The sequence below is a fragment of the Bradyrhizobium sp. T-1 genome (genome assembly GCF_053592855.1).
On sequence record NZ_CM132115.1, the window covers coordinates 2,323,985 to 2,345,162 of the forward strand.

Here is a 21,178-nt window from a genome sequence, read left to right on the forward strand (position 1 = left end):
CGACTTGTGAAGAAGTTCTGACGCCTTCAATCGTGCTAACGCGAAAGACGTAATCCCTTTCTCGCCCATACTGCGCCCTCCAGGTGAAAAGGAGCGCAAATGCCCGCGAAACCAGCGATTGTTTTCTGTCACGGCATCTGGGCCGACGGCTCGTGCTTCAGCAAGGTCATTCCGGCATTGCAGGCTGATGGGCACGAGGTGATCGCCGTTCAATATGGTCTGGATTCCTACGAAGAAGACCTGGCGACGGTGAAGCGCACGCTCAACCGTGTCGGCAGCCCGGTCCTGCTCGTCGGTCACTCCTATGGCGGCGCCACCATCACCGGCGCGGGCACCGACGAGCGCGTAGTTGGCCTTGTCTACATCGCGGCGGTCGCGCCGGATGCCGGCGAGACCGTGCAGGACCAGCTCAACAGATATCCGTCGGATATTTTCTCGCGCGTCGAGGTCGCGGATGGGCGTGCCTGGATGCTTCCGAACGGCACGGAGTTCTTCTGCGGTGACCTCGCAGAGGCAGAGCGGAAGCTGGTCTGGGCCACCCATTACGCGCCCGTCGCCGATCTGTTCCTGCAGCAGAAGCTCAGTGCGGACAAGGTCGCGTGGCGGTCGAAGCCGAGCTGGTACGTTCTGGCCACGCAGGACCACACCGTGCATCCCGACCTGCAACGCTGGGTCTCGAAGCGCATGGGCGCTGTTGTCACCGAGGTGACGAGCAGCCACGTGCCGATGCTCTCCCAGCCCGATATCGTGATCGACGTGATCCGCAAGGCCGCGGCCGCCGTTCAAAAAGGCTGACCGTAAGCGGACGCGCAGAGGAGGCCGCTCGCAAGGCGGCCTTTCTCTTGTCATGAGCTGGAGTCCGACGCCAATCCCGTCCTGCGCCGCAAATCCGTGATCGCGCGCAAGAAGCTGTCGGCCGGCGTCGTCTCCGGGTCGATCAGGCGGTGCAGGCGGAAGCCGTCTTCCAGCGCGAGGACGACCGAGGCCATCCAGGGTGGATTCAGCCTCTCGCCATTCGCTTTGTCCTTCAACGTCGCCTCGACGATGTCGGCGATCAGCTTGCGCCGCGCGCGCAGGCGCTTGGCGAGCTCGGGCCGGCGCTTCTCGGCGCGCGCGACGAACAGGATCATCTCGATATGCAGCAGCGGCGAGCGGGTGAGGGGATCCTGCCGGCCGCGATCCATCGCCTTCAGTGCCGCGATGAAATCGTCGAGATTGTCGTGCTGCGCGAGGATCTCCATGTTGCGCCGGATCGATTGCTCGACGTGGTCCTCGAGCATGGCGAAGATCAATTCGTCCTTGCTCTTGAAGTTCGAATAGAACGCGCCTCGGGTGAAGCCCGCCTCCGCCGCGATAGCCTCGATGCTGGCGCCGCCGATGCCGTCCCGCTCGAACACGCGCGCGGCGGCCTCGAACAGCTTGTCGCGCGTGTCGTCCCTGGTCGGCCTGGTTCTCACCCTTGACATCGGGCCAGGTTAGGGCAGAATGCAATTCGATACAACAATGTATCGAGTTGATAATTCACAGGGATGGTTACGCCGGGCTCCGGGATAGCAATCGGCGTATCGTGTCATGCGGCAACCGACGTGAGGTCACCATGAACGAGCAAGTGCAACCCGCGGGCGATCCTCTGTTCAATCCGCTGGCGCCGGACTTCATCCGCAATCCCTATCCGCATTACGACCGGCTGCGCACGATCGATCCAATCCACATCACGCCGTTCGGCCAGTTCGTCGCCAGCCGTCATGCCGATGTCAGCCTCGTGATGCGCGACAAGCGTTTCGGCAAGGATTTTGTCGAGCGCACGACGCGCCGCTATGGCCCCGAGATCATGAACGAGCCGGTGTTCCGCAGCATGGGCCACTGGATGCTGCAGGCCGATCCGCCCGACCACACCCGCCTGCGCGGTCTGGTCGTGAAGGCCTTCACTGCCCGCCGCGTCGAGGACATGCGGCCGCGCATCCAGGAGATCGTCGATCAGGCGATCGATGCCGTGATCGAGCGTGGCCACATGGACCTGATCGAGGATTTCGCCTTTCGCCTGCCTGTCACCGTCATCTGCGAGATGCTGGGCATCCCCGAGGATCATCGCGAGGTCTTCTACAAGAGCTCGCGCGACGGTGGGCGGCTGCTTGATCCGGTGCCGATGACGCCCGAGGAGATCGCGAAGGGCAACGCCGCCAACATGATGGCGCAGATGTACTTCCAGCAGCTGTTCGAACTGCGCCGCCGCAGTCCCGGCGACGATCTCACCACCCAGCTCGTGCAGGCCGAGGAAGACGGCAACAAGCTCACCAACGAGGAACTGACCGCCAACATCATCCTGCTGTTCGGCGCCGGTCACGAGACCACTGTCAATCTGATCGGCAACGGCCTGTTGGCGCTCCATCGAAACCCGGACCAGCTAGCTCTGCTCAAGGCGAAGCCGGAGCTGATGGTCAACGCGATCGAGGAATTCCTGCGCTACGATTCCTCGGTGCAGATGACCGGGCGCGTCACGCTGGAGGACATCGAAGATCTCGGCGGCAAGAGGATCCCCAAGGGCGAGACCGTGCTGTGCCTGCTCGGCTCGGCCAACCGCGACCCCGCGGTCTATCCCGATCACCCTGAGCGGCTGGACATCGCCAGGCCCAACGTCAAGCCACTGTCGTTCGGCGGCGGCATCCACTTCTGCCTGGGGGCCCAATTGGCGCGCATCGAGGCCGAGATCGCCATCGCCACGCTGTTGCGGCGGCTGCCTGACTTGCGGATCGACGACGTCGAGAACCCCGAATGGCGGCCGACCTTCGTGCTGCGTGGCTTGAAGCGGCTGCCGGCCAGTTGGTGAGGCCGGGTACGTTAACCTCCGCGCGCAACAGTCGCTGTGACTTCGCCACACTTACCCTTATATAAGGGGCAGTTCCGGCGCGCCTGAAGCTTGGTTTGTCAGCTTGGGTTTGACCCGGGTGCCGGCTTGGCCGAGGGGAGACCCGTGCAGACGACGCTGCTCGGATTGGCGATTGCCTTTATCTTGGCGCTGCTGGCCGCGCTGATCGGGCCATATTTCGTCGACTGGAACCAGTTTCGGCCCCAGTTCGAGGCGGAGGCGACCCGGATCATCGGTGTACCGGTGCGCGTGGCGGGCGAGCTCGATGCGCGGCTCTTGCCGGCGCCGACGCTGCGGCTGCGCTCGGTCACGTTCGGCGGTAACAACGATCTTGGCCGGCTGCGCGCCGACAAGCTCGACGTCGAGTTCAGCCTGGGCTCGCTGATGCGCGGCGAATGGCGGGCCACCGAGCTTTCGGTCGGCGGCATGGCGGTGGATCTCGGCCTCGACGCGAGGGGCAAGGTCGACCTGCCGTCTACCGCGAGCGGCACCTTCAATCTGGCATCGCTCGCCATCGAGCGGCTGAACCTCACCGGCCGCATCGCGCTGCACGACGCTGCCAGCCGCTCGACGCTGGAGCTCAACGACATCGTCTTCTCCGGCGACGTCCGCTCGCTCGCAGGCTCGGTTCGGGGCGACGGCAATTTCACCGCCGCCGGCACCCGCTATCCGTTCCGCATCTCCTCCGGTCCGAGCCCCGACGGCAGCGCGACCCGTCTGCACCTCAACATCGATCCCGGCGAGCGCGCGATCCTGGTCGATCTCGAAGGCGTCCTTGCCTTCGACAACCGCCTGCCGAAATTCGACGGCGCGCTGACGCTCGCCGTGCCGCCAACGAAGAAGCCGGGTGAGGCGGGACCGTCGCCGTGGAAGCTCACCGCAAAACTCAAGGCCGACCCGGCCGGCGCCAAGTTCGACCAGATCGATGCGAGCTTTGGCGCGGAAGACACCACGCTCAAGGTCGGCGGCGTCGGCGATCTCAGGTTTGGTGCTTCGCCGCTACTGCGCGCGGTACTGTCGGCGCGGCAGGTCGATGCCGACAAGCTCGCGGGCCGTGACGATGCCGAGCCGCTGCGCATTTTGCCGGCCCTGCGCGCGGGCCTCGCCGCGATCCCGCAGGCGCCGATCCCGGCACAGATCGAATTCAACTCCGACCAGATCATGCTGGGCGGACGTCCGCTCCAGAACATCACGACCGAGCTGCAGACCGACGGCCGGTCCTGGACCTTCCAGCGGCTCGAGCTGCGCGCCCCCGGCATGACGCAGCTCTCGCTCAAAGGCGCCACGCCCGGCGCCGACAGCTTCAGCGGCCGGCTCAGCGTCGAGTCGTCCGATCCCGATACGCTGGTGGCCTGGCTGCAGGGCCGCAACGAGGTCAACCGCCGCAGCACGCGGCCGCTGCGCCTTGCCGGCGACGTCACGATCGCCGCCAACCATCTCGCCATCGACAAATTGAAAGCCGACATCGAAGGCGGCGCGGTCGAGGGCCGCATCGCCTTCGTGCAAACAGGCGCCAGCAAAGGCTCGCGGATCGATGCCGACCTCAAGGCCGACCGTCTCGACCTCGATGCCGCCGCCAGCTTTGTCCGCGCGCTCGCGGGACCGCAGGGTGAATGGCCGGAGGAAACGAAACTCTCGCTCGACATCGGCCGCGCGATTTCGGCGGGACAGGAGCTGCGGCCGTTCGCGGCCAAGCTCGGATACGGTCCGACCTCGCTGTCGCTGGAGCAGTTGCGGTTCGGCCAGTCAAGCGGCGTCACGACGGAGGCGAGCGGCAGCTTTGATCGCACCAAGGCCACCGGCAAGCTCGCGCTGAAATCCTCGGCCAATTCGCTGCGCGATGTCACGGCGCTGCTCGAGCCGATCGCACCTGCGGTGCGCGCGCGCTTCGATGCTCTTCCGGCGTTACCTGGCGCGACGCGCCTGACGCTCAACCTCAGCCTCGACAAGAATGCCGAACATGCCGACCGCAGCGACGCGCGCGCCATGCTCGACCTCGATGCGCCGCAGCTCAAGGCCAATGCGACGCTGGCCGCGCAGATGCCGGTGGCCGCCGTCAACGGCATCGACATCGACCGTCTGCGCGCCAGCGACTTCACGCTGGAGTCAAGAGTGTCATCGCCGCAGGCCGCTTCGCTCACGGCGTTGCTCGGCCTCGATCGCATGGTCACCGCAGGCGAGGGCGCCTCGCAGATCGAGGGCAAGCTGAGCGGCGCGTGGCGCCGTCCCTTGCAACTGAACGCGAAGCTCAGTGGCGGCGGGCTCGATGCGGATGCGCAAGGCAGCGTCGACTTGTCGGCGCCGGAGCCGAAAGGCAGCGTGAATCTGCGCGTGCGCAACGCCAATCTGGCGCCGCTGTTCGGGACCGACAAATCGGCGCAGAATGTGAGCCTGTCCTCCCGTCTCACGCTTGCCGGCAATCGCCTGACCTTCGACGATCTCGACAGCACCGCCTCCGGTTCGCATCTGCGCGGCCATCTCGCTATGACGCTGGGTCAGGAGAAGAGCGTCGACGGCGAAGTCGGGCTGGATTCGCTCGATCTGGCGCCGGCGCTCGCGCTTGCCGTTGGCGCCGCCGGGCGCGACAGCGGCGAGCCGTTAAGTGCGGGTCTCGTCAGCGGCTGGCGCGGCCGTATCGCGTTCCAGGCCTTGCGCGGCAGTCTGCCTGGCGGAATCGAGCTGCGTCCGTTCAGCGGCATGCTCAGGAGCGACGGCCAATCGCTCGCGTTCGATGGCCTCAAGGGCGCCCTGGGTGGTGGGGAGATGACCGCAAGCCTTGATGCGCGCAATGGCGCCAACGGTCTCGCACTGAGCGCGCATCTCGATCTTACCAATGTCGATGCGGCGTCGCTGCGTTACCGCGATCTCGCGCTGCCGAAGGGACGCGCCTCGGTGCAGATGACGCTGACGAGCCAGGGCCGCAGCGTCTCGGCGCTCACCGGCGCGCTCGCCGGCAACGGCACGGTGACGCTGGACTCGGCTGAGATCGTCGGCCTCAATCCGCGCGCCTTCGAGATCGCCATTCGCGCCAGCGATGGCGGGCAAGTGAGCGACGACAACCGGCTGCGTCAGCTGGTCGAGCCCGCATTGTCTGCGGCCCCCATCACGGTTGCCTCGGCGCAGATCCCGTTCACGATCCGCGACGGCCGCCTGCGTGTCGGCGCAACCCCGCTCGAAGCGAAGAACGCCCGCGCCATCGTCTCCGGCGGTTACGACATTCCCGCCGATCAGGCCGACATTCGCGCCAGCCTGACGCCGATCATGACGGGCCTCTCCGGCGCGCCGCCGGAGATCCAGCTGTTTGCAGCAGGTCCACCCGACAAGCTCAGCCGCACCGTCGATCTCACGCCGCTGTCGTCGTGGCTTGCGGTGCGCACGATCGATCGCGAGACGCGCCGGCTGGACGCCATCGAGCGCGGCGAGCCGCCGCCGGCGACCGCTGCGCTGCCGACGCTGGTTTCGCCCGAGCCCGAGCCCGCGCCGGCGCTGACCGACGTGCCGATGCCCGGCCGCGATCCGCGCCGCGCGCCGCCGAAGGTCAGGCTTGAACCAAAGGCCGCGCCGACGCCGAAGGCGCCGCTTGCCGCGCCCGCCGCGCCGAGCCCGCCGCTCGCAAGCCAGCAGGTCGCGCCCCTGCCGCCGCCGATCGACGTGCGGCCCGCCCCGGGCCCGCCCCCCGCAAAGCCCCGGCCGAAACCGCCGCTGGTCCTGACGCCGCAGAATCCTTAGGGCCGGTGTGCGCGGGCTTGCGCCGCCTCTCCCGCTTGCGGGAGAGGCCGACGCGCTCGCAGAGCGCGGCGGGTGAGGGTTCTCACCACGCAGGGATTTTTTCCGCAGCCCTCAACAGTCCCGGGGCGGTGACACCCTCTCCCCAACCCTCTCCCGCAAGCGGGAGAGGGAGCGCACTTTCGCGTTACGTGCTGGTAACCACATTCGCTCGCATTTGAATGAATTTTCGTCGGCAAAACTGAACTGCAGATTTTACTGGATTCTCGCGTTTGATCGCTAGCGTTGCTCCCAGAGGAATTCGGAATCCTGCCCGCACAAGCAGGATGGATCGCCGAAGAAACGACCAAGAACTGGGGTTATCGAGATGGACGGGGCGAAAACGCTTCTACAGGATCTGGACGACGCAATCGCGCGTGGTACGGACGAGAGCCGCGCGAAGGCGTTGTGGCATGCGACTGATCTCCTGATCACCGGCCGCTACGTCGACGACGAGATCAGCATGTTCGGCGAGGTCATCGGCAGGCTCGCCGACGAGATCGAAGTCGCCGCGCGGACGCAGCTCTCCGAGCTGATGGCGGGCTGCGATCATGCTCCGCTCAACGTCATCGAGAAGCTCGCTCTGGACGACGAGATCGAGGTCGCGGGTCCCGTGCTGCGCGATTCGAACCGGATCAACGAAAAGGTGCTGGTCGAGAGCGCGATGACCAAGGGCCAGGCGCACCTGCTCGCGATCTCCCAGCGTGATGCGATCGGCGAGGCCGTGACCGACGTGCTCGTCAAGCGTGGTAACCAGGAGGTTGTCACCTCGGTCGCCAAGAACGAGGGCGCGCGCTTCTCCGGTTCGGGCCTGCTGCACATGGTCCGCCGCGCCGAGGGAGATTCGATCCTCGCCGAGCAGCTCGGCCTACGCAAGGACGTGCCGCGCCATATCTTCCAGCAGCTGATCTCCAAGGCGTCGGAAGACGTCCGCCGCCGGCTCGAGACCGAGCGCCCCGAGATGATGTCGCAGATCCAGAGCTCGGTGACCGAGGTCACCGGCGATCTGCAGTCGAAATTCGGCCCGTCCTCGCGCAGCTATTTCGTCGCCAAGCGCGTGGTGACGACGCAGTACCGGCAGGGCAACCTCAACCAGGTCTCGATCTCGAACTACGCGCGCCAGCACCGTTTCGACGAGGTGCAGATCGGCCTGTCGCTGCTGTCGTCGCTCCCGGTCGACGTGATCGAGCGGGCGCTGATGGACCGCAATCGCGAGATGATCCTGGTGCTGTGCAAGGCGCTCGACTTCTCCTGGGACACCACGATGTCGCTGCTGTTCCTCGGCGCCAAGGATCACCTGATCACGGCGCGCGAGCTTCACGACAACGAGCGCGACTTCGGCCGGCTCAAGATCGAGACCTCACGCAGCATTCTGAAATTCTACCAGTCGCGCAAGAACAGCGCCGGCACCGATCCCGCGACGGGTCGTCAGCCTGAGCTCCAGGTTCACTGAGCGGGAAATCGAGGGAGTATTTGCAATGTTGCCTCAATTCGGCACCGCAGTTCGCAAGAGCAAGAGCCTTACCAAGACCCTCGTCGCCGAGACCGGCGGCGCGGCTCCGGAGAAGGCGACGGTCGACGCCGCATGGCTCGTGCTGGAAGCCGCCAACGATCTCGGCGACCACGCCGCGATCGAAGCCTGCCGCCGCGTCATCGATGCCGAGCTGAACGGCACTGTTGCGGGCAGCGCGGATACCGATCTGGTGCTGGGCTATTTCCGCTAAGCTTCGGAGCTTGATGCCTATTCCGGCCGCCATGGGACCGGCATTCGCGGGGTCCGGATACCACCGACCTTGTTACAGCTCGCCAAAACGGCGAAGCACAGACCTCATTTCTACCTTTGCGATAATTTATGGCATGATGTAGCCTCCACTTGCAGACGCCGCGAGGCGCCGGCAGGCAAAGGGTCTGGAGCGGCTGCGAGCGGCGTGCCTTCGTTGTGATCTGTTTCACGCGGACGGACATGCTTGTGGGTTATTCTGCAGGCGCTGGGGACGCGACCCTTCGCGGGCCGCCGTTGTCATTTGCTTGAAGATGAGGGCTTCCGGTGCAGGGCGCAGCTGCATCAGGGCTGTGTGATTGCTGATTGCCTGCGCAGCCAACGTATTGACGTCATTGTTTGCCGGTGCCGGGCGGCGAGGCCGCGCTGATTGATCGCGGCACATGGGCCGGCTGGAAGTGGCCGGCTGGAAGTCCGAATTCGAGCGCTTCATAGCAATTGGAGCCGAATATGAAATTTACTGTGCGCGTATCATTGCTTGCCATCGGGGCCCTTCTCGGCGTTCTCATTCTCGCGGCGGCGGAAGACAAGGCGCCGTCAGGCTATCCGCAGGGCTGGAGCCCGGAGACTGCAAAGCGCTGGCACTTCATCTCGCAGGGGACGGCGATCTTCCCGTATGAATGGTTTCTCGGGCTCGAGCAGCCGGGCCAGCAGCCCGGGCAAACCGAACTGATCAGTGCGCCCGCGAATTTGCAGCGGCTCGGCTTCCTCGCTGATCCTGCGGATCCGACCGGCAACCCGGACGGGCTTCCTGTCGGACTTTACAAGACGCAGGTCGATTTCCCCGATGGCAAGCACAAGTGCTGGAAGGGCAATTGGCTCGGATTGGGCTGCGCGGGCTGTCACACCGGGCAGGTGAGCTATCGCGGCCAGCAGATCCGCCTCGAGGGCGGGCCGTCCCATATCGACATCGCTGGCCTGACCGCCCAGCTCTTCGGCGCGCTCCAAACGCTCAAAACCGACCAGCAAGCACTCGCGCGCTTTGTAGCGCGTGTGCAGCATCCGCTCCCCGAAGTGGGAACGGCGTTGGGATGCTTTGCTGCACTCCCATCGTTTCCGCCGGATCCGCAGAACCCCGAGACGCCTGCGGGGGCCGGCAGATTGGACGCGCACGGGGAAGGGCTGAACCAGTTGCTTGCCTACCCGATAAATGACGCCAGGAACTATGCGCCGCGGACGGCGCCGGTGAGATATCCGCCGCTGTGGGACACGCCGCGGTTCAGCTGGGTGCTGTACAACGCCTCGATCCGCCAGCCGTTGACGCGCAACCTGATCGAGGCGCTCGGCGTCCAGGCGCCGATCAAGCATGACGCCACGATGATCACGAACCAGGTGACGCATGCAGTCGAGATGGATAACGTGATCTGGGGACAGCGGGCGCTGATGGACCTACGCTCGCCGCGTTGGCCGGACAAGTTCTTCAATGCGCCCGATCCGAAGCTGGCTGCAGTCGGCGCGTCGCTGTACGCAAAGGCTTGCGCGAACTGCCACGATCCCGCTCCCGCGGCAGCAGCTCCCGGAGCCTGTGACGAGATTCAGGTCCGGACGTACGATCTCAAGGAGATCGGCACCGATCCTGCGCAGGCGACCACGTTCGCTGAACGCAGGGTCACGCTGTCGAAGGTCGGCGGAGCGGACGATATTGCCAACTACGAGGCCGCACGGATCGTCACGGGCAACATCGCCGATCAATGGATCGCCAAATCCAAGGACAACGCGGCGGCTGCGGCGGCGATCAATTGCGGACGTCCCAACGAGTACCGCGGAGAGCTCAAGTACCGTGCAAGGCCCCTCAATGGCGTCTGGGCGATGGCGCCCTATCTGCACAACGGCTCCGTTCCGTCGCTCCATGATCTCCTGCTTCCGCCGGAGCAGCGGCCCAAGACATTCTTTGTCGGCAATTGGGAGTTCGATCCGGTCAACGTCGGATATGCGATGGCTAGCGAGACTCCCGGCGCGTTCAAATTCGACACCACCATGCGCGGCAACTCGAATGCCGGGCATGCTTACGGAACCGATATGACCGACGACGACCGCAAGGCGCTGATCGAATATCTCAAGACGCTTTGAGCGGCCGCTTCAGTCCTTGCGGCAGGTGAAGCAGTAATAGGGGCAGGTGCCGTTGGCAAAGGAGGCGTGCAGCTGCGTGCCCGGAATGCCCGCGAATTCGTGCGATACGCCGAGCAGCATCCGTGGCACGATCTCGTCCGCCAGCGCCGTTCGCCGCGCCCCGTCGAGCTCCAGCGCGCGCGCCACATTGGCGGTGATGTCGTCCTCGTGGACGAGGCGCAGGCGCGACTGGGCGAGAGCCTCGCGCGGATACACGTCCTTCGACCGGTCTTCGAAACAGGCCATCAGGAACGCGCCACCCGGCCTGAGCACGCGGTGGACCTCCGCCAGAAAGCGTCCCATGTCGCCATAATGCTGCGCGCTCTCGACGTTGACCACGACATCGAAGCTCGCGTCCGCGAACGGCAGGCTGAGCGCATCGCCGACGCGGAAGGTGAGGTTGCCCTGATCGGCATAACGCGCCTTGCTGAACCGGATCGCCGGCTTGCAGATGTCGAGCCCGGTGTAGCTCTTCGGGTGGAGATAGCGTGCGATGTAGGACGCGCCGCCGCCGCGACCGCACCCGACCTCAAGCACATCCTTGCCTTCGATCGCAGCCCCCGACGCCACGTGATGGTAGAGCTGGATCGCATAGCGATCGGGCTCGTCGGCGGCCTGCAGCGCGACCTGCTCGCCGTTCAGCGCGGCATAGCCGTAGTTGAGGAACCGGATCGCGGCGTCCCTGTCGAGGTTGCTGAGCAGGGAATACCAGGCGTTGGTGAAAAGGTGGCGCGCGGCGCGCGAATAAAACAGTTTTACGACGGCCTGATGTATCGGGTTTGCCGCTGTCGGATACGGATCCTGCTTCACGGATGAATACTCTCACGCGAAAATGGGGAACGCTTCCACCATGAAGCATGGGCCAGCGCTTTGGATGCGTCAACAATGGCGACGCTTGCCTGCCACGATTGACTTCATTCCGAGGGGGGATATACTTTAGGTTTAGTACAATAATGCTGGACCCCGCGTGATGACTGGGCAGGTTGCTGCCTGGTTGGAGAAGGTCGGCCTCCCTCAATACCTGAAGTCCTTTTCCGACCACGGCATTGATTTCGACATCCTTTCCGAGATTACGGATCGCGATCTCGCGACCATGGGCGTCGTGCTGGGGCACCGGCGCAGGCTGTTGCGTTCGATCGCAGAGCTCGACGTTCCTAAGGCACGTCTGCTCGCACCGACGATCGATGCGGGTGCCGAGCGTCGCCAGCTCACGATCATGTTCTGCGATCTCGTCGGCTCGACCGCGCTGTCGCAGCAGTTCGATCCCGAGGAGATGCGCGAAATCCTGCAAGCCTATCGCGAGGCCGCGACCGCGGTCATCGCGAGCTATGACGGCATCGTCTCGCGATTGGTGGGCGACGGCATCCTGTCGTATTTCGGTTACCCGTCCGCGCATGAGGACGATGCCGAGCGCGCGGTCCGCGCCGGGCTCGAGATCACCGCCGCCGTCCAGGCCATCGACATCCAGCCGGGCCTGCGGCTGGAGGTCCGCATCGGGATCGCCACCGGGCTCGTCGTCGTCGGTGATCTCATTGCAAAGGGCGCGTCCAGCCGGCTCGAGGTGATCGGCGAAACGCCGAACCTCGCGGCGCGAATGCAGACCTTCGCCGAACCAGGCTCGGTCATCATCGCGGCCTCGACGCGCCGGCTGCTCGGCAATCTATTCCAGCTGCGCGAGCTCGGCACCCGCGCGATCAAGGGATTTGCCGAGCCGGTCGAGGTCTGGGCGGTGGACCGCCCGTCGCCGCTCGCGAGCCGCTTCGAAGCCTATCGCTCCGCGGGCCTTGCCGGCTTCGTCGGCCGCGAGCATGAGCTCGAGCGGCTGGCCGAGTGCAAGCAGCGGGCCTGGCGCGGCCACGGCCAGGTCGTGCTGATCTCCGGCGAGCCCGGCATCGGCAAGTCGCGGCTTGCGGAGCACTTCCTCAACGAGCGGATCGGCGCGGAGCCGCACATCCGCTTGCGCTATCAGTGCTCGCCGCATCATCGCGCCAGCGCGCTCTATCCTGTGATCACGCAGCTCCAGCGGGCGGCGAAGATCAGCGCCGGCGACAGCAACCCAAAGCGGCTGCGCAAGCTGCAAGCGCTGCTGGGGCGCAGCGATCTGAAGACGCCGACGCTGGTGCCGCTGTTTGCGGATCTCTTGTCGATCGCGACCGATGGACGCTATCCGCCGCTCGACTGGACGCCGCAGCAGCTGCGCCGCAACACGCTGGCGGCGCTGATCCAGCGCTTGCAGCGCCTCAGCGCCGAGGCGCCCGTGGTCTGCATCGTCGAGGATCTGCACTGGGCGGATGCGACCTCGCTCGAACTGCTCGGGCTCGCGGTCAGGCTGGCCGACCAGCTTCGCCTCCTGCTCGTCCTGACGTTCCGCAACGAATTCACGCTGCCGTGGATGGGCCCGGCGAACCTGACGACGCTGGAGCTCGGACGACTCAAGGAGACCGACGTCCAGCGCCTGATCGCGGAGGTGATCGGAAGCCGTGCGGTCCCGTCCGAGCTGGTCACGCAGATCGCGACGCGGACCGACGGCATCCCGCTCTTCGTCGAGGAGCTGACGCGCACGATGCTGGAGATGGGCGTCCTCGAAAAGGGAGCGGGCGGCCGCTACAGGATCGCCGGAAGCCTGCCGCGCCTGTCGATCCCGACGACGCTGCAGGATTCGCTGATGGCGCGGCTCGACCGGCTCGGACCGGCGAAGGAGGTCGCGCAGGTTTGCGCCGTCATCGGCCGCGAATTCTCCGACCTGCTGCTGCGCGCCATCGCCGACAAGGACGATGCCGAGCTCGATGCCCGGCTCGCCCAGCTCGAAAGCGCCGAACTGATCTTCCGCAACAGGTCCGCGCCCGAGAGCGTCTATACGTTCAAGCACGCGCTGGTGCAGGACACCGCCTATGAGAGCCTGCTCAAGAGCAGCCGGCGACGACTGCACGAGCGGATCGCCACCGTGCTCCAGGAGAAATTTCCGGAGGCTGCCGCGACGGCGCCCGAAATCGCAGCCCACCACTTCACGCAGGCAGGTCTCGTCGAGGACGCCGTCGAGTGGTGGGGCAAGGCGGGAGACCGGTCCTTGCGCAGCTCGGCCTATCCGGAGGCGATCGCGCACCTGACCAAGGCGATCGGCCTGGCGGAAGGGTTGAGCGAGAGTCCGGCGGGGCAGAGCCGCCGGCTGCAATTGCAGATCGCTTATGGCAACGCGCTGATCGCGACGCGCGGCTACGGCGCGCCGGAGACGTCGGTCGCCTTCGCCCGCGCGCGTGAGCTCGCCTCCGGGCTCAAGGGCGCGCCGGAGCGGTTCGCCGCCACTTACGGTCTGTGGGTCGGCAGCCTGGTTCGCAGCGAGTTGGAATCGATGCAGGAGCTCGCGCAGGCGTTCCTGCACGATACCGCCGACCGGCCCGACGCGCCGGAGGCGGGGATTGCCCATCGGGTCTGCGGCATGACCCGCTGGTTCGAGGGCAATTTCGCCGACGCCAAGCAGCACCTGGAGCAGGCGCTCACCATCTACCGCGACGAGCACGATCGCAATCTCGCGTTCCTGTACGGCCACGACTACGGTATCGCGGCGGCGATCTACCTTGCGCTGGTGCTGTGGCCGCTCGGCGAAGTCGATCGTGCCGAGCAGCTGGCGCAGGAGGCGATCCGCCGTGCCGCCGACAGCGGCCATATCGCGACGATGGTCTACGCGCATTTCCACAAGATCGTGCTCGAAGCGGTGCGCGGCAATCCTGAAAGCGCCAGGCCGCATGTCGATGCCGTGATCGAGCTCAGTCGCGAGCACGGCCTTCTGCTCTACACGCGCGCAGGCAAATTCTGGAACGGGTGGATCCGCTGTCGTCTTGGCGACCGGGCGGCCGGGCTGCAGGAGATGGAGGATTCCATCGCGCTGCCGCTGGTCGGCAAGATGGCGACCGGGCTCTACGTGCCCTTGACCTGGACGCTGCTGGCGGAAGCAAAGGCGGGCGAGGGGCAGTTCGACGAGGCGCTCGCGATCCTCGACGAGCAGCTCGTCGCGGTGGAGCGGACCGGACAGGAGTGGTTCACGCCGGAGATCCAGCGCTGGCGCGGCGAACTGCTGCTGCGCAAGGATCCCATCGATATCGTCGCCGCGGAGACGGCCTTCATCCAGGCCATCGAGACCGCGCGGGCGCAACGGGCTGCGACCTACGAGCTGCGCGCCGCGCTCTCGCTTGCCAGATTGTATCAGGCGAGCGGAACGGATGCGCAGGCGCTGAGCGTGCTCAGCCCGGTGGTCGGCATGTTCGCCGACGCACAGGCATTGCCGGAGATATTCGAAGCAAGGGCGGCTATGGAGCGGTCCAGCAGGACAGGCCCATGCGCAAACCCATGCGATTGAAAACATTCTTGTACTTTGCCGATTTCGTGTTCTATCCCCTGGCAAGCGCTGCGCTGGTCGCGGTCGCATTGCTGCTGAAGGAGCCGCTGCGCTGGGACGAAGCCGCGATCGGCTTTGCGTGTGGGCTGCTGCTCTGGAGCCTCGCCGAATACGTCATTCACCGTTTCGCCCTGCATGGTCCGGCCTATCTCGCCGCCCTGCACGACATGCACCATTCCGATCCGCGCGCGCTGGTGGGGTCGCCGCTGTGGCTGAGCCTGGGCTCGATCTGTCTGGGATCGCTGCTGCCGGTCTGGCTATTGGTCGGGTTCGGCAGCGCCTGCACCGTTACGGCGGGGCTCATGTTGGGCTACATCTATTTCGGCGCGCTCCACCACGTCATTCACCATCATCGCCTGAAGCGCGGCGGCTATCTCTGGCGCCTGAAGCGCCGGCACACGCGCCATCACTACGGCAAGAGGCCGTGCAATTTCGGCGTGGTCACCAGCATGTGGGATCGCGTCTTCGGAACGTATTGTTCCGAATGATCGCGCTACTGATTGAGGCGCAGTCAGCGGAGGCCTGGGTTCACCTCTCCCGAAGGGAGAGGTGAAGAGATCAGCCGCAATTCCAGATCGCGCCGATCGGCGTGCGCGTCCAGCACGGACCGAAGCTGCCGCCATTGTAGCGGGAGCCGCCGAAGCCGGGCCGTCCGAAATAGCGCCATTCGCCGTCAATGTAGCGGTAATAGGCCGGCACGGGATCGATATACCAGGGGCGCTGGTTTTCGCGCGCATAACGTCGGAACCCGTTCTTCTGCGCATAGAGCGGCTGACTGTTGCTCAGCGGCTGACGATAGCCCGGAAGAAAACCGTAGCCGTGCCAGCTTTGCTTGGGCCTTTTGTGCATTGGCTCAGCCGGTGCAGTGACCGGCAGCAGCGACAGAATGACAGCAACAAATAGACATAGAAGGCGTGACATGCACCGACCATAGACAGTCGATGGCGCGAAAGCCATTCAAATTCGAGTGGGACGTATTTTGCAATTCGGCTCCAACATGGCGGTATGGCCGGACGAGGGCTACATGGCAGAGATACAGAAGTCTTGCTCGAAGAAGAAGGGCACCCCATGGTTGAACGAACCGACGGTCAGGCACGCGCGCAACAATCCGGCTTTGCCGGCGTCACACGCAAGGTTCTCGAACGTCTGCCATTGCCCGGCACGAATCAGGAGCTCATGGTCGTCGAGGTCACCTATCCGCCCGGCGGCGTCGCGCCGCTTCACCGCCATCCCGTTGCCGGCGCGATCTACATCGTCGAGGGCGTTGCCGAGTCCGCCTATGGCAGCGACGAGCCGCGGCAATACCGGGCGGGTGAGACGTTGCAGGACCGGGCGGATCTTGTGCATACGCACTTTCGCAATTGCGACCCGGAGCATCCGCTCCGCTTCCTCACCATCTACGTGCTTGAACCCGGGCATTCCTACACATTGGAGCCGTGAGGCGGCCAGCCCGTCCGGGTGGAGCTATAGTCTGTAGCCTGTAGTAACCCATCATCGTCTCGGCAGTCGTCGATAGGTTTCGCTTCCGAGCTGCGGCCGACAAGCCGCTCATGCTCATCCCGTGAACTGATACGACAGCAGATACAAAAAGGCCCCGCCGAAGCGAGGCCTCCTTGTTCCACTGCGCTGGCACGAACTAATCGTCGTCCCAGGTATGGCGACGGATCACGACACCGCGGTCGTAGTCGCGATCGTGGTGATACCAGCCATGATGCCAGCCGCGGTCGTGCTGGTAGATGCGGGCACGCGGACCGTAATCGTCGCGGTCGCCGCCGACATAGACGCCGAAGCCGGCCGCGTTGGCGATGGTGGGGGCACCGATTGCAAGCGCCGCTACCGCTGCAAGAGCGTAAGTCAGCTTTTTCATCTGTTCCTCCTCCTTCTGCTTCGTCTGCGAGACAACTTCCGCCCCCGCGGGCTGTTGCAGGAACCTGCAAGAAACTTTCTTGAACGCCTGTTCAGGTTTCCATGTTCGCTACGGCGAGAGAGGCAAAATATGTTGCATCCCGTACGGATCGGAACATGCGGGATCGCAGGGCAATCAAGGAGGCGCGTTCACCGCCTGATACGGTAGATCACGACGTCTGAGCCGTGATGCGTCGTGCTCTTCTCGAGGACGTAGTTCGATTTCTCCAGCACGCGGCGGGACGCCCCGTGCCCGACAGCCACCAACCCGATGAGGGACGGCAATCTCAGCTGCGATAGCCCGATCTCGGTCAGCGCGGTCGCGATCTCGCTCGCAAATCCCCGGCCCCAGAGTTCGCGCTTGAACGTGTAGGCGATCTCGATCTCGTCGATGCCATCCACCGGAATGTGCCTGATGCCCGCGCGCCCGGCGAACGCGCCGTCGTTGGTCCGCAATACCCAGAGTCCAAAACCGTGCTGGTCCCAATGCGCGATGTTGACGGTGAGATAGGTCTTCGTGACCTCCGCCGGACGCACCCCGCCGAGATAGCGGGATACCTCGGGATCGAGGTGGAGCGCGACGAGGTCGGCGAGGTGATTGTCGTGCAGCCGTTCGGCGGTCAATCGTACGGTGCTGAAGTGATCCATGCAGAGTGTCGCCTGGCGAGCCGGTCGCGATATGATGTCGTTGAGGGCGATGATGTCAGTTTTGCCCGGTAGGTCAACCGGCTCGCGTCCTGCACTCCGTCGTTGCGGGCGTAGCGAAGCAATCCGGGCTGTTCTGCGAAGGTGATCTGAATTGCTCTGTCCCGAGAGCTCCTCGCAATGAGGCCAGGAAGCCGCCCATCGCCTAGATCGGGCCGTGCGAGCCGGGCGGGACCATGTAGAGCGTCGTTGCGAAGATCGCGTAGATGCAGAGCAGGAGCGCGCCGATGAACCAAGCCGATCGTCCGCCATTGGTGATGAAGCACGCCACTACGGCGGCGATCATCACCATGGTCACCGCTCCCGGCCAGAATTGAAGGTCCATGGGTTGTGGCCCAACGAGGTAGCTTAGCAGCACGAGAACGGGTGCGACGAACAAAGCGATCTGGCTTGCGCTTCCGAGCGCGATGCTCACGCTCATGTCGAGCCGGTTGCGGCGTGCCGCGGAAAACGCCACGGTCATCTCGGCCGCTGCGCCGACCAGGGCAACGACGATGAATCCGACGAATGCCGGGGTCATGCCGAGCGTTTCGGCGGCCTTCTGCACCGACTCGACGAAGATCTCGCTTACGAGCGCAACCAGTACGGTGACCACCCCCAGGGTCGGAACGGCCACCGCAACCGGCAGCACCGGGCCGCCTGCCTCGCCATGGTCGCCGCTCGCAAACAGATCCTTGTGCGTCTTCAGCGAGAACAGCAGGCTGAGACCGTAAGCGGCAATCAGCAGGACCGCCAATGCGACGCTCAAGCGCCGCACCGTTGCCTCGTGTCCGGGAAAGTTGAGGTCTGCCACGGCGGACGGGGACAACAGGGCAATCGTGGCCATGAGCAGTAACGCGGATTGGAGCCTGCCGCCCGCCCGGTTGTACTCCTGTACGCGATGCCTCAATCCGCCCAGAAACAGCGATGCGCCCAGCATGAAGAGCGAGTTGGTCACGATCGCACCCGCGATCGAGGCTTTGACCAGCATGTATTGACCGGCCTGCAATGCGGCAATGGCGATGATGAGCTCCGTGAGATTGCCAAGCGTGGCATTCAATAACCCGCCGACTGCATCGCCGGTTTTCTCGGCCACGGCCTCCGTTGCGTGGCTGAGCAGGCTCGCGAGCGGCACGATCGCAATCACGGCGAGCACGAACAGCAGCGTATGTGCGTCCGGCTTGATGTGCGCGAGCCCGATCACCACCGGCACGAAGATGAGCATCCACAGAAGCGGGCTGTGCCGGATCTCCTTGAGCAGCGCATTCATGGTCCGGCCTTTGCGGTTAGACCTCGACGTCCGGTATTGATCCAGCGCAACGGCTTGCGCGCCCCGCGGAATGGTGCAGGAAGTCGGCGAGCGCAACCAGATGGTGGGCATGAACAGCGAGGCTCGTCGATCCGACGAGCCTCGCGCATGTCTCAATAGCAGGGTGGATAGGGGTAGTATCCACAAGTCCGGCGATAGCCATAGGCACCGTAGGCTGCAGCTCCCGCCGCTGCTGCACCGTAGTAAGCGCGCCGATGGACCCTGCGGTTGACGCCTGCAACGCTCCCGGGCGTGAGCGGGCGCCCGACGCGGGCGTCGGCGGTGTCAACGGACACGGCGAGCACCTCCGCCGGCGAGTAGCGGAACGACAGGGGCGCTGCCGTGAACACCGCGGCAGTTAGAAACAGTCCAATCAGCTTGGCATGTCTGGTCATCGGCTCCCTCCCTTTGCAGGACGACGAGAAAAAGTGGCATGCCGATGGGCCCCACCATTGATCGAAATCAATGCACCGAACTTTTGGATCGATCGCACGGCTGGCGGTGAAACCGAACCCGCTCAGTCGCTCGGCGGTCAATCTGTCGGTGCTGAACCAATCCGTCGGAACAGATCGTCGCTCCGTGTTGGTCCCATTGTCGCCGCCTATTTCTTCCGGCTGGCGTTGAGCGGCGCATTCGTTCTGCGAGTGACGCGTCGAATATGGGCGGACATTTCCCGCGGCGGCTTCAGGAAGCGCGACAGCAGGGTTCGCAGATGGGCCAGGCTCTGCTCGATGTCCAATGTCGGCGTGCGGATCGGCATCGCACGCGCGCCGTCGATGACGGCGAGCAGAATATTGGCGGTGGCAGCCGGGTCCAGGTCCGGATCGATCTGCCCCTGGCGCTGCGCCGTGCCGATGAAATCGACCAGCAGATTTCGCGACACCCTGGCGTGCTTCTCGACAATGCCGGCGAATTGCGGGTTTCGGGCAGCCTCCGCCAGTGCATCAAGACTGAGGACCTGGGCCGTGCGATGGCGCAGGCTGCCACGTTCGAGATAGTCGATCAGGGCCTCGATGAAGTCGGGCGCTGCCGATATCTTTCCAAACTCCCTCGCGGCACTCTCCAGGCCCATGTCGACCATCGCCTCGACGATCGCCTCCTTGCTCGGAAAGTAGTGATAGAGATGCCCCGGGCTGATCTTCGCCGCGGCGCAGATGTCCGTCGTGCTCGCCCCGTGAAAACCGTCCTTGATGAAGCAACGAAACGCCGCGTCGAGGATGTCCCGGCGCTTCTGTTCGTGTTTGACGGGGTCCACTTTTCGCACGATCGGGGTCTCCAACTCTGACACTCGCCTACCACAATTCGACCGCCGGCAGCGTCAAAAATAGAGAGATAACTCTATTATTCTTGATAGATCGTCCGGATCCATTATTAGAGAGATAAGTCTATTAATTGTTGCGAGTTCCTGTGCTGCGTTTCTCTTCGCGTTTCTGCCGGGCGGACGTGGCCACGATGACGTCGCTTGCCCTAGCGCTCGCGGGCTGCGCGGCAGCTCCGCTGGATCGCGCGGGCTCACTTCGAAGCTATGACCGCCTGTCGGAGGCCAATGGCCTGATCACCAAGGCGCAGATCCGGGCGAGCAAGAAGGACCTGCTCGCGGCAAAGACCGTTCGGATCGCTCCAGCCACGTTTCCGGCGCGGGCCGGGTCGCCTCTCAGCGAGAAGGAGCGGGCTCTGGTTGCGAATGCGATCAGCCGTGAGCTCTGTCTCAGGCTGAGTGAGAAGTTTCGCATCGTCGCGAGCGATGACGATGCGGATTTCACGATACAGGCCACCGTGACGCATGCGACGCCGACCAGCGAGACGGCGGCAGGGGCCTCGAAAGCTGCCGCGGTCGCGAAGACCGTGGCGTTGCCCGGCGTGCCCGTGCCGGTGCCGCGATTGCCGGTCGGTCTCGGCAGCTTGTCCGTCGAGGCCGAGGCACGGGACTTCGCGGGCTTCCAGAAGGCGGCGATGGTCTGGGCGCGCGGCGCCAACTCGATCACCAATTCGCCGCGGATCGCGAACGAGGGCGACGCCTACGACCTGGCGTCGGACTTTGGCGCGGATTTTTCCAAGCTCGTGCTGACGGGTGAGTCTCCTTTCGGAGGCTTGCCGCCACTGCCTCCGGTCGAGAGCGTGGGACCACGTTTCGGCGGTGCGCCAAAATACGTCGCCTGCGAGCAGTTCGGCAGATTTCCGGGCGTGACCGGTTTCGTCGGTCAGCAGCTTGGCATGCCGCCGTCATGGACCGACTCCGGCGCGCAGCCACAGCCGACGCCAGCCAACGAAGGACCAACGGCCTCACGATGAAGCGTTTTCTTCTGACCATCCTGCTTGCGACTCTCGGGCGCATCCTCACCACGCTCATCGTTCTGTCGATGGCAT

Annotated in this window: 18 protein-coding genes; 10 read left to right on the forward strand and 8 right to left on the reverse strand. The window is 64.8% G+C overall.

Annotated features, from left to right (window positions below; genetic code table 11):
- Window positions 1–99 precede the first annotated feature (99 nt).
- Window positions 100–795 carry an alpha/beta fold hydrolase gene (locus ACWAT4_RS11150; protein WP_449730538.1) on the forward strand — a complete coding sequence of 232 codons (696 nt, stop codon included), beginning with the start codon at window positions 100–102 and terminating at the stop codon, window positions 793–795.
- Window positions 796–845: 50 nt separating this feature from the next.
- On the opposite strand, the gene ACWAT4_RS11155 is transcribed toward ACWAT4_RS11150, so the two are convergent.
- Window positions 846–1,466: a TetR/AcrR family transcriptional regulator gene (locus ACWAT4_RS11155; RefSeq protein WP_212298853.1), complete on the reverse strand. Its 621-nt coding sequence runs from the start codon at window positions 1,464–1,466 to the stop codon at window positions 846–848.
- 131 nt (window positions 1,467–1,597) lie between these two features.
- On the opposite strand from ACWAT4_RS11155, the gene ACWAT4_RS11160 reads away from it, so the two are divergent.
- From ACWAT4_RS11160 to ACWAT4_RS11180, 5 genes are all read left to right on the forward strand, one after another.
- A complete protein-coding gene (locus ACWAT4_RS11160) occupies window positions 1,598–2,827 on the forward strand; it encodes a cytochrome P450 (RefSeq protein ID WP_449730539.1) in 1,230 nt (409 codons plus the stop codon).
- A 144-nt stretch (window positions 2,828–2,971) separates the two neighbouring features.
- Entirely contained in the window at window positions 2,972–6,595 is a 3,624-nt protein-coding gene (locus tag ACWAT4_RS11165) for an AsmA family protein (RefSeq protein ID WP_449730540.1), read from the forward strand.
- Window positions 6,596–6,959: 364 nt separating this feature from the next.
- Entirely contained in the window at window positions 6,960–8,084 is a 1,125-nt protein-coding gene (locus tag ACWAT4_RS11170; protein ID WP_212444706.1) for a DUF2336 domain-containing protein, read from the forward strand.
- Between the two features lie 25 nt (window positions 8,085–8,109).
- Window positions 8,110–8,355, forward strand: a complete 246-nt coding sequence (locus tag ACWAT4_RS11175) for a hypothetical protein (protein WP_212298849.1) — start codon at window positions 8,110–8,112, stop codon at window positions 8,353–8,355.
- A 506-nt stretch (window positions 8,356–8,861) separates the two neighbouring features.
- Window positions 8,862–10,481, forward strand: a complete 1,620-nt coding sequence (locus ACWAT4_RS11180; protein ID WP_212444704.1) for a di-heme-cytochrome C peroxidase — start codon at window positions 8,862–8,864, stop codon at window positions 10,479–10,481.
- A gap of 9 nt (window positions 10,482–10,490) precedes the next feature.
- On the opposite strand, the gene ACWAT4_RS11185 is transcribed toward ACWAT4_RS11180, so the two are convergent.
- Complete coding sequence (locus ACWAT4_RS11185) at window positions 10,491–11,330, reverse strand: class I SAM-dependent methyltransferase (RefSeq protein WP_449730541.1); 840 nt, start codon at window positions 11,328–11,330, stop codon at window positions 10,491–10,493.
- 160 nt (window positions 11,331–11,490) lie between these two features.
- Here ACWAT4_RS11185 and ACWAT4_RS11190 point away from each other — a divergent pair, with 160 nt between their 5' ends.
- Both ACWAT4_RS11190 and ACWAT4_RS11195 read left to right on the forward strand, forming a co-directional pair.
- Window positions 11,491–14,874 carry an AAA family ATPase gene (locus ACWAT4_RS11190; protein WP_212444702.1) on the forward strand — a complete coding sequence of 1,128 codons (3,384 nt, stop codon included), beginning with the start codon at window positions 11,491–11,493 and terminating at the stop codon, window positions 14,872–14,874.
- The gene (locus ACWAT4_RS11195) at window positions 14,853–15,401 is read left to right on the forward strand and encodes a sterol desaturase family protein (RefSeq protein WP_249148955.1); all 549 of its coding nucleotides are present in this window, start codon (window positions 14,853–14,855) and stop codon (window positions 15,399–15,401) included. The genes ACWAT4_RS11190 and ACWAT4_RS11195 overlap by 22 nt, the downstream gene beginning before the upstream one ends.
- Window positions 15,402–15,471: 70 nt before the next feature.
- On the opposite strand, the gene ACWAT4_RS11200 is transcribed toward ACWAT4_RS11195, so the two are convergent.
- Window positions 15,472–15,834 carry a hypothetical protein gene (locus ACWAT4_RS11200; protein WP_212299193.1) on the reverse strand — a complete coding sequence of 121 codons (363 nt, stop codon included), beginning with the start codon at window positions 15,832–15,834 and terminating at the stop codon, window positions 15,472–15,474.
- A gap of 147 nt (window positions 15,835–15,981) precedes the next feature.
- Here ACWAT4_RS11200 and ACWAT4_RS11205 point away from each other — a divergent pair, with 147 nt between their 5' ends.
- Window positions 15,982–16,353, forward strand: a complete 372-nt coding sequence (locus ACWAT4_RS11205; RefSeq protein ID WP_212425408.1) for a cupin domain-containing protein — start codon at window positions 15,982–15,984, stop codon at window positions 16,351–16,353.
- Between the two features lie 196 nt (window positions 16,354–16,549).
- Here ACWAT4_RS11205 and ACWAT4_RS11210 read toward each other — a convergent pair whose 3' ends face one another.
- The 5 genes from ACWAT4_RS11210 to ACWAT4_RS11230 all read right to left on the reverse strand — a co-directional run bounded on the left by ACWAT4_RS11210 (window position 16,550) and on the right by ACWAT4_RS11230 (window position 20,075).
- Window positions 16,550–16,780 (reverse strand): hypothetical protein, encoded by a 231-nt coding sequence (locus ACWAT4_RS11210; RefSeq protein ID WP_212298845.1) that lies wholly within the window; start codon window positions 16,778–16,780, stop codon window positions 16,550–16,552.
- Between the two features lie 188 nt (window positions 16,781–16,968).
- Window positions 16,969–17,466: a GNAT family N-acetyltransferase gene (locus ACWAT4_RS11215; RefSeq protein ID WP_449730542.1), complete on the reverse strand. Its 498-nt coding sequence runs from the start codon at window positions 17,464–17,466 to the stop codon at window positions 16,969–16,971.
- A 202-nt stretch (window positions 17,467–17,668) separates the two neighbouring features.
- On the reverse strand, window positions 17,669–18,772 hold the full coding sequence (gene cax, locus ACWAT4_RS11220; RefSeq protein WP_449731193.1) for a calcium/proton exchanger: 1,104 nt from the start codon (window positions 18,770–18,772) through the stop codon (window positions 17,669–17,671).
- A gap of 152 nt (window positions 18,773–18,924) precedes the next feature.
- Window positions 18,925–19,206, reverse strand: a complete 282-nt coding sequence (locus tag ACWAT4_RS11225) for a hypothetical protein (protein WP_212425412.1) — start codon at window positions 19,204–19,206, stop codon at window positions 18,925–18,927.
- 206 nt (window positions 19,207–19,412) lie between these two features.
- Window positions 19,413–20,075 (reverse strand): TetR/AcrR family transcriptional regulator, encoded by a 663-nt coding sequence (locus ACWAT4_RS11230; RefSeq protein ID WP_212298841.1) that lies wholly within the window; start codon window positions 20,073–20,075, stop codon window positions 19,413–19,415.
- A 188-nt stretch (window positions 20,076–20,263) separates the two neighbouring features.
- On the opposite strand from ACWAT4_RS11230, the gene ACWAT4_RS11235 reads away from it, so the two are divergent.
- Window positions 20,264–21,103, forward strand: coding sequence for a DUF3313 domain-containing protein (locus tag ACWAT4_RS11235; RefSeq protein WP_449730543.1), 840 nt, complete (start codon window positions 20,264–20,266; stop codon window positions 21,101–21,103).
- Window positions 21,104–21,178 lie beyond the last annotated feature (75 nt).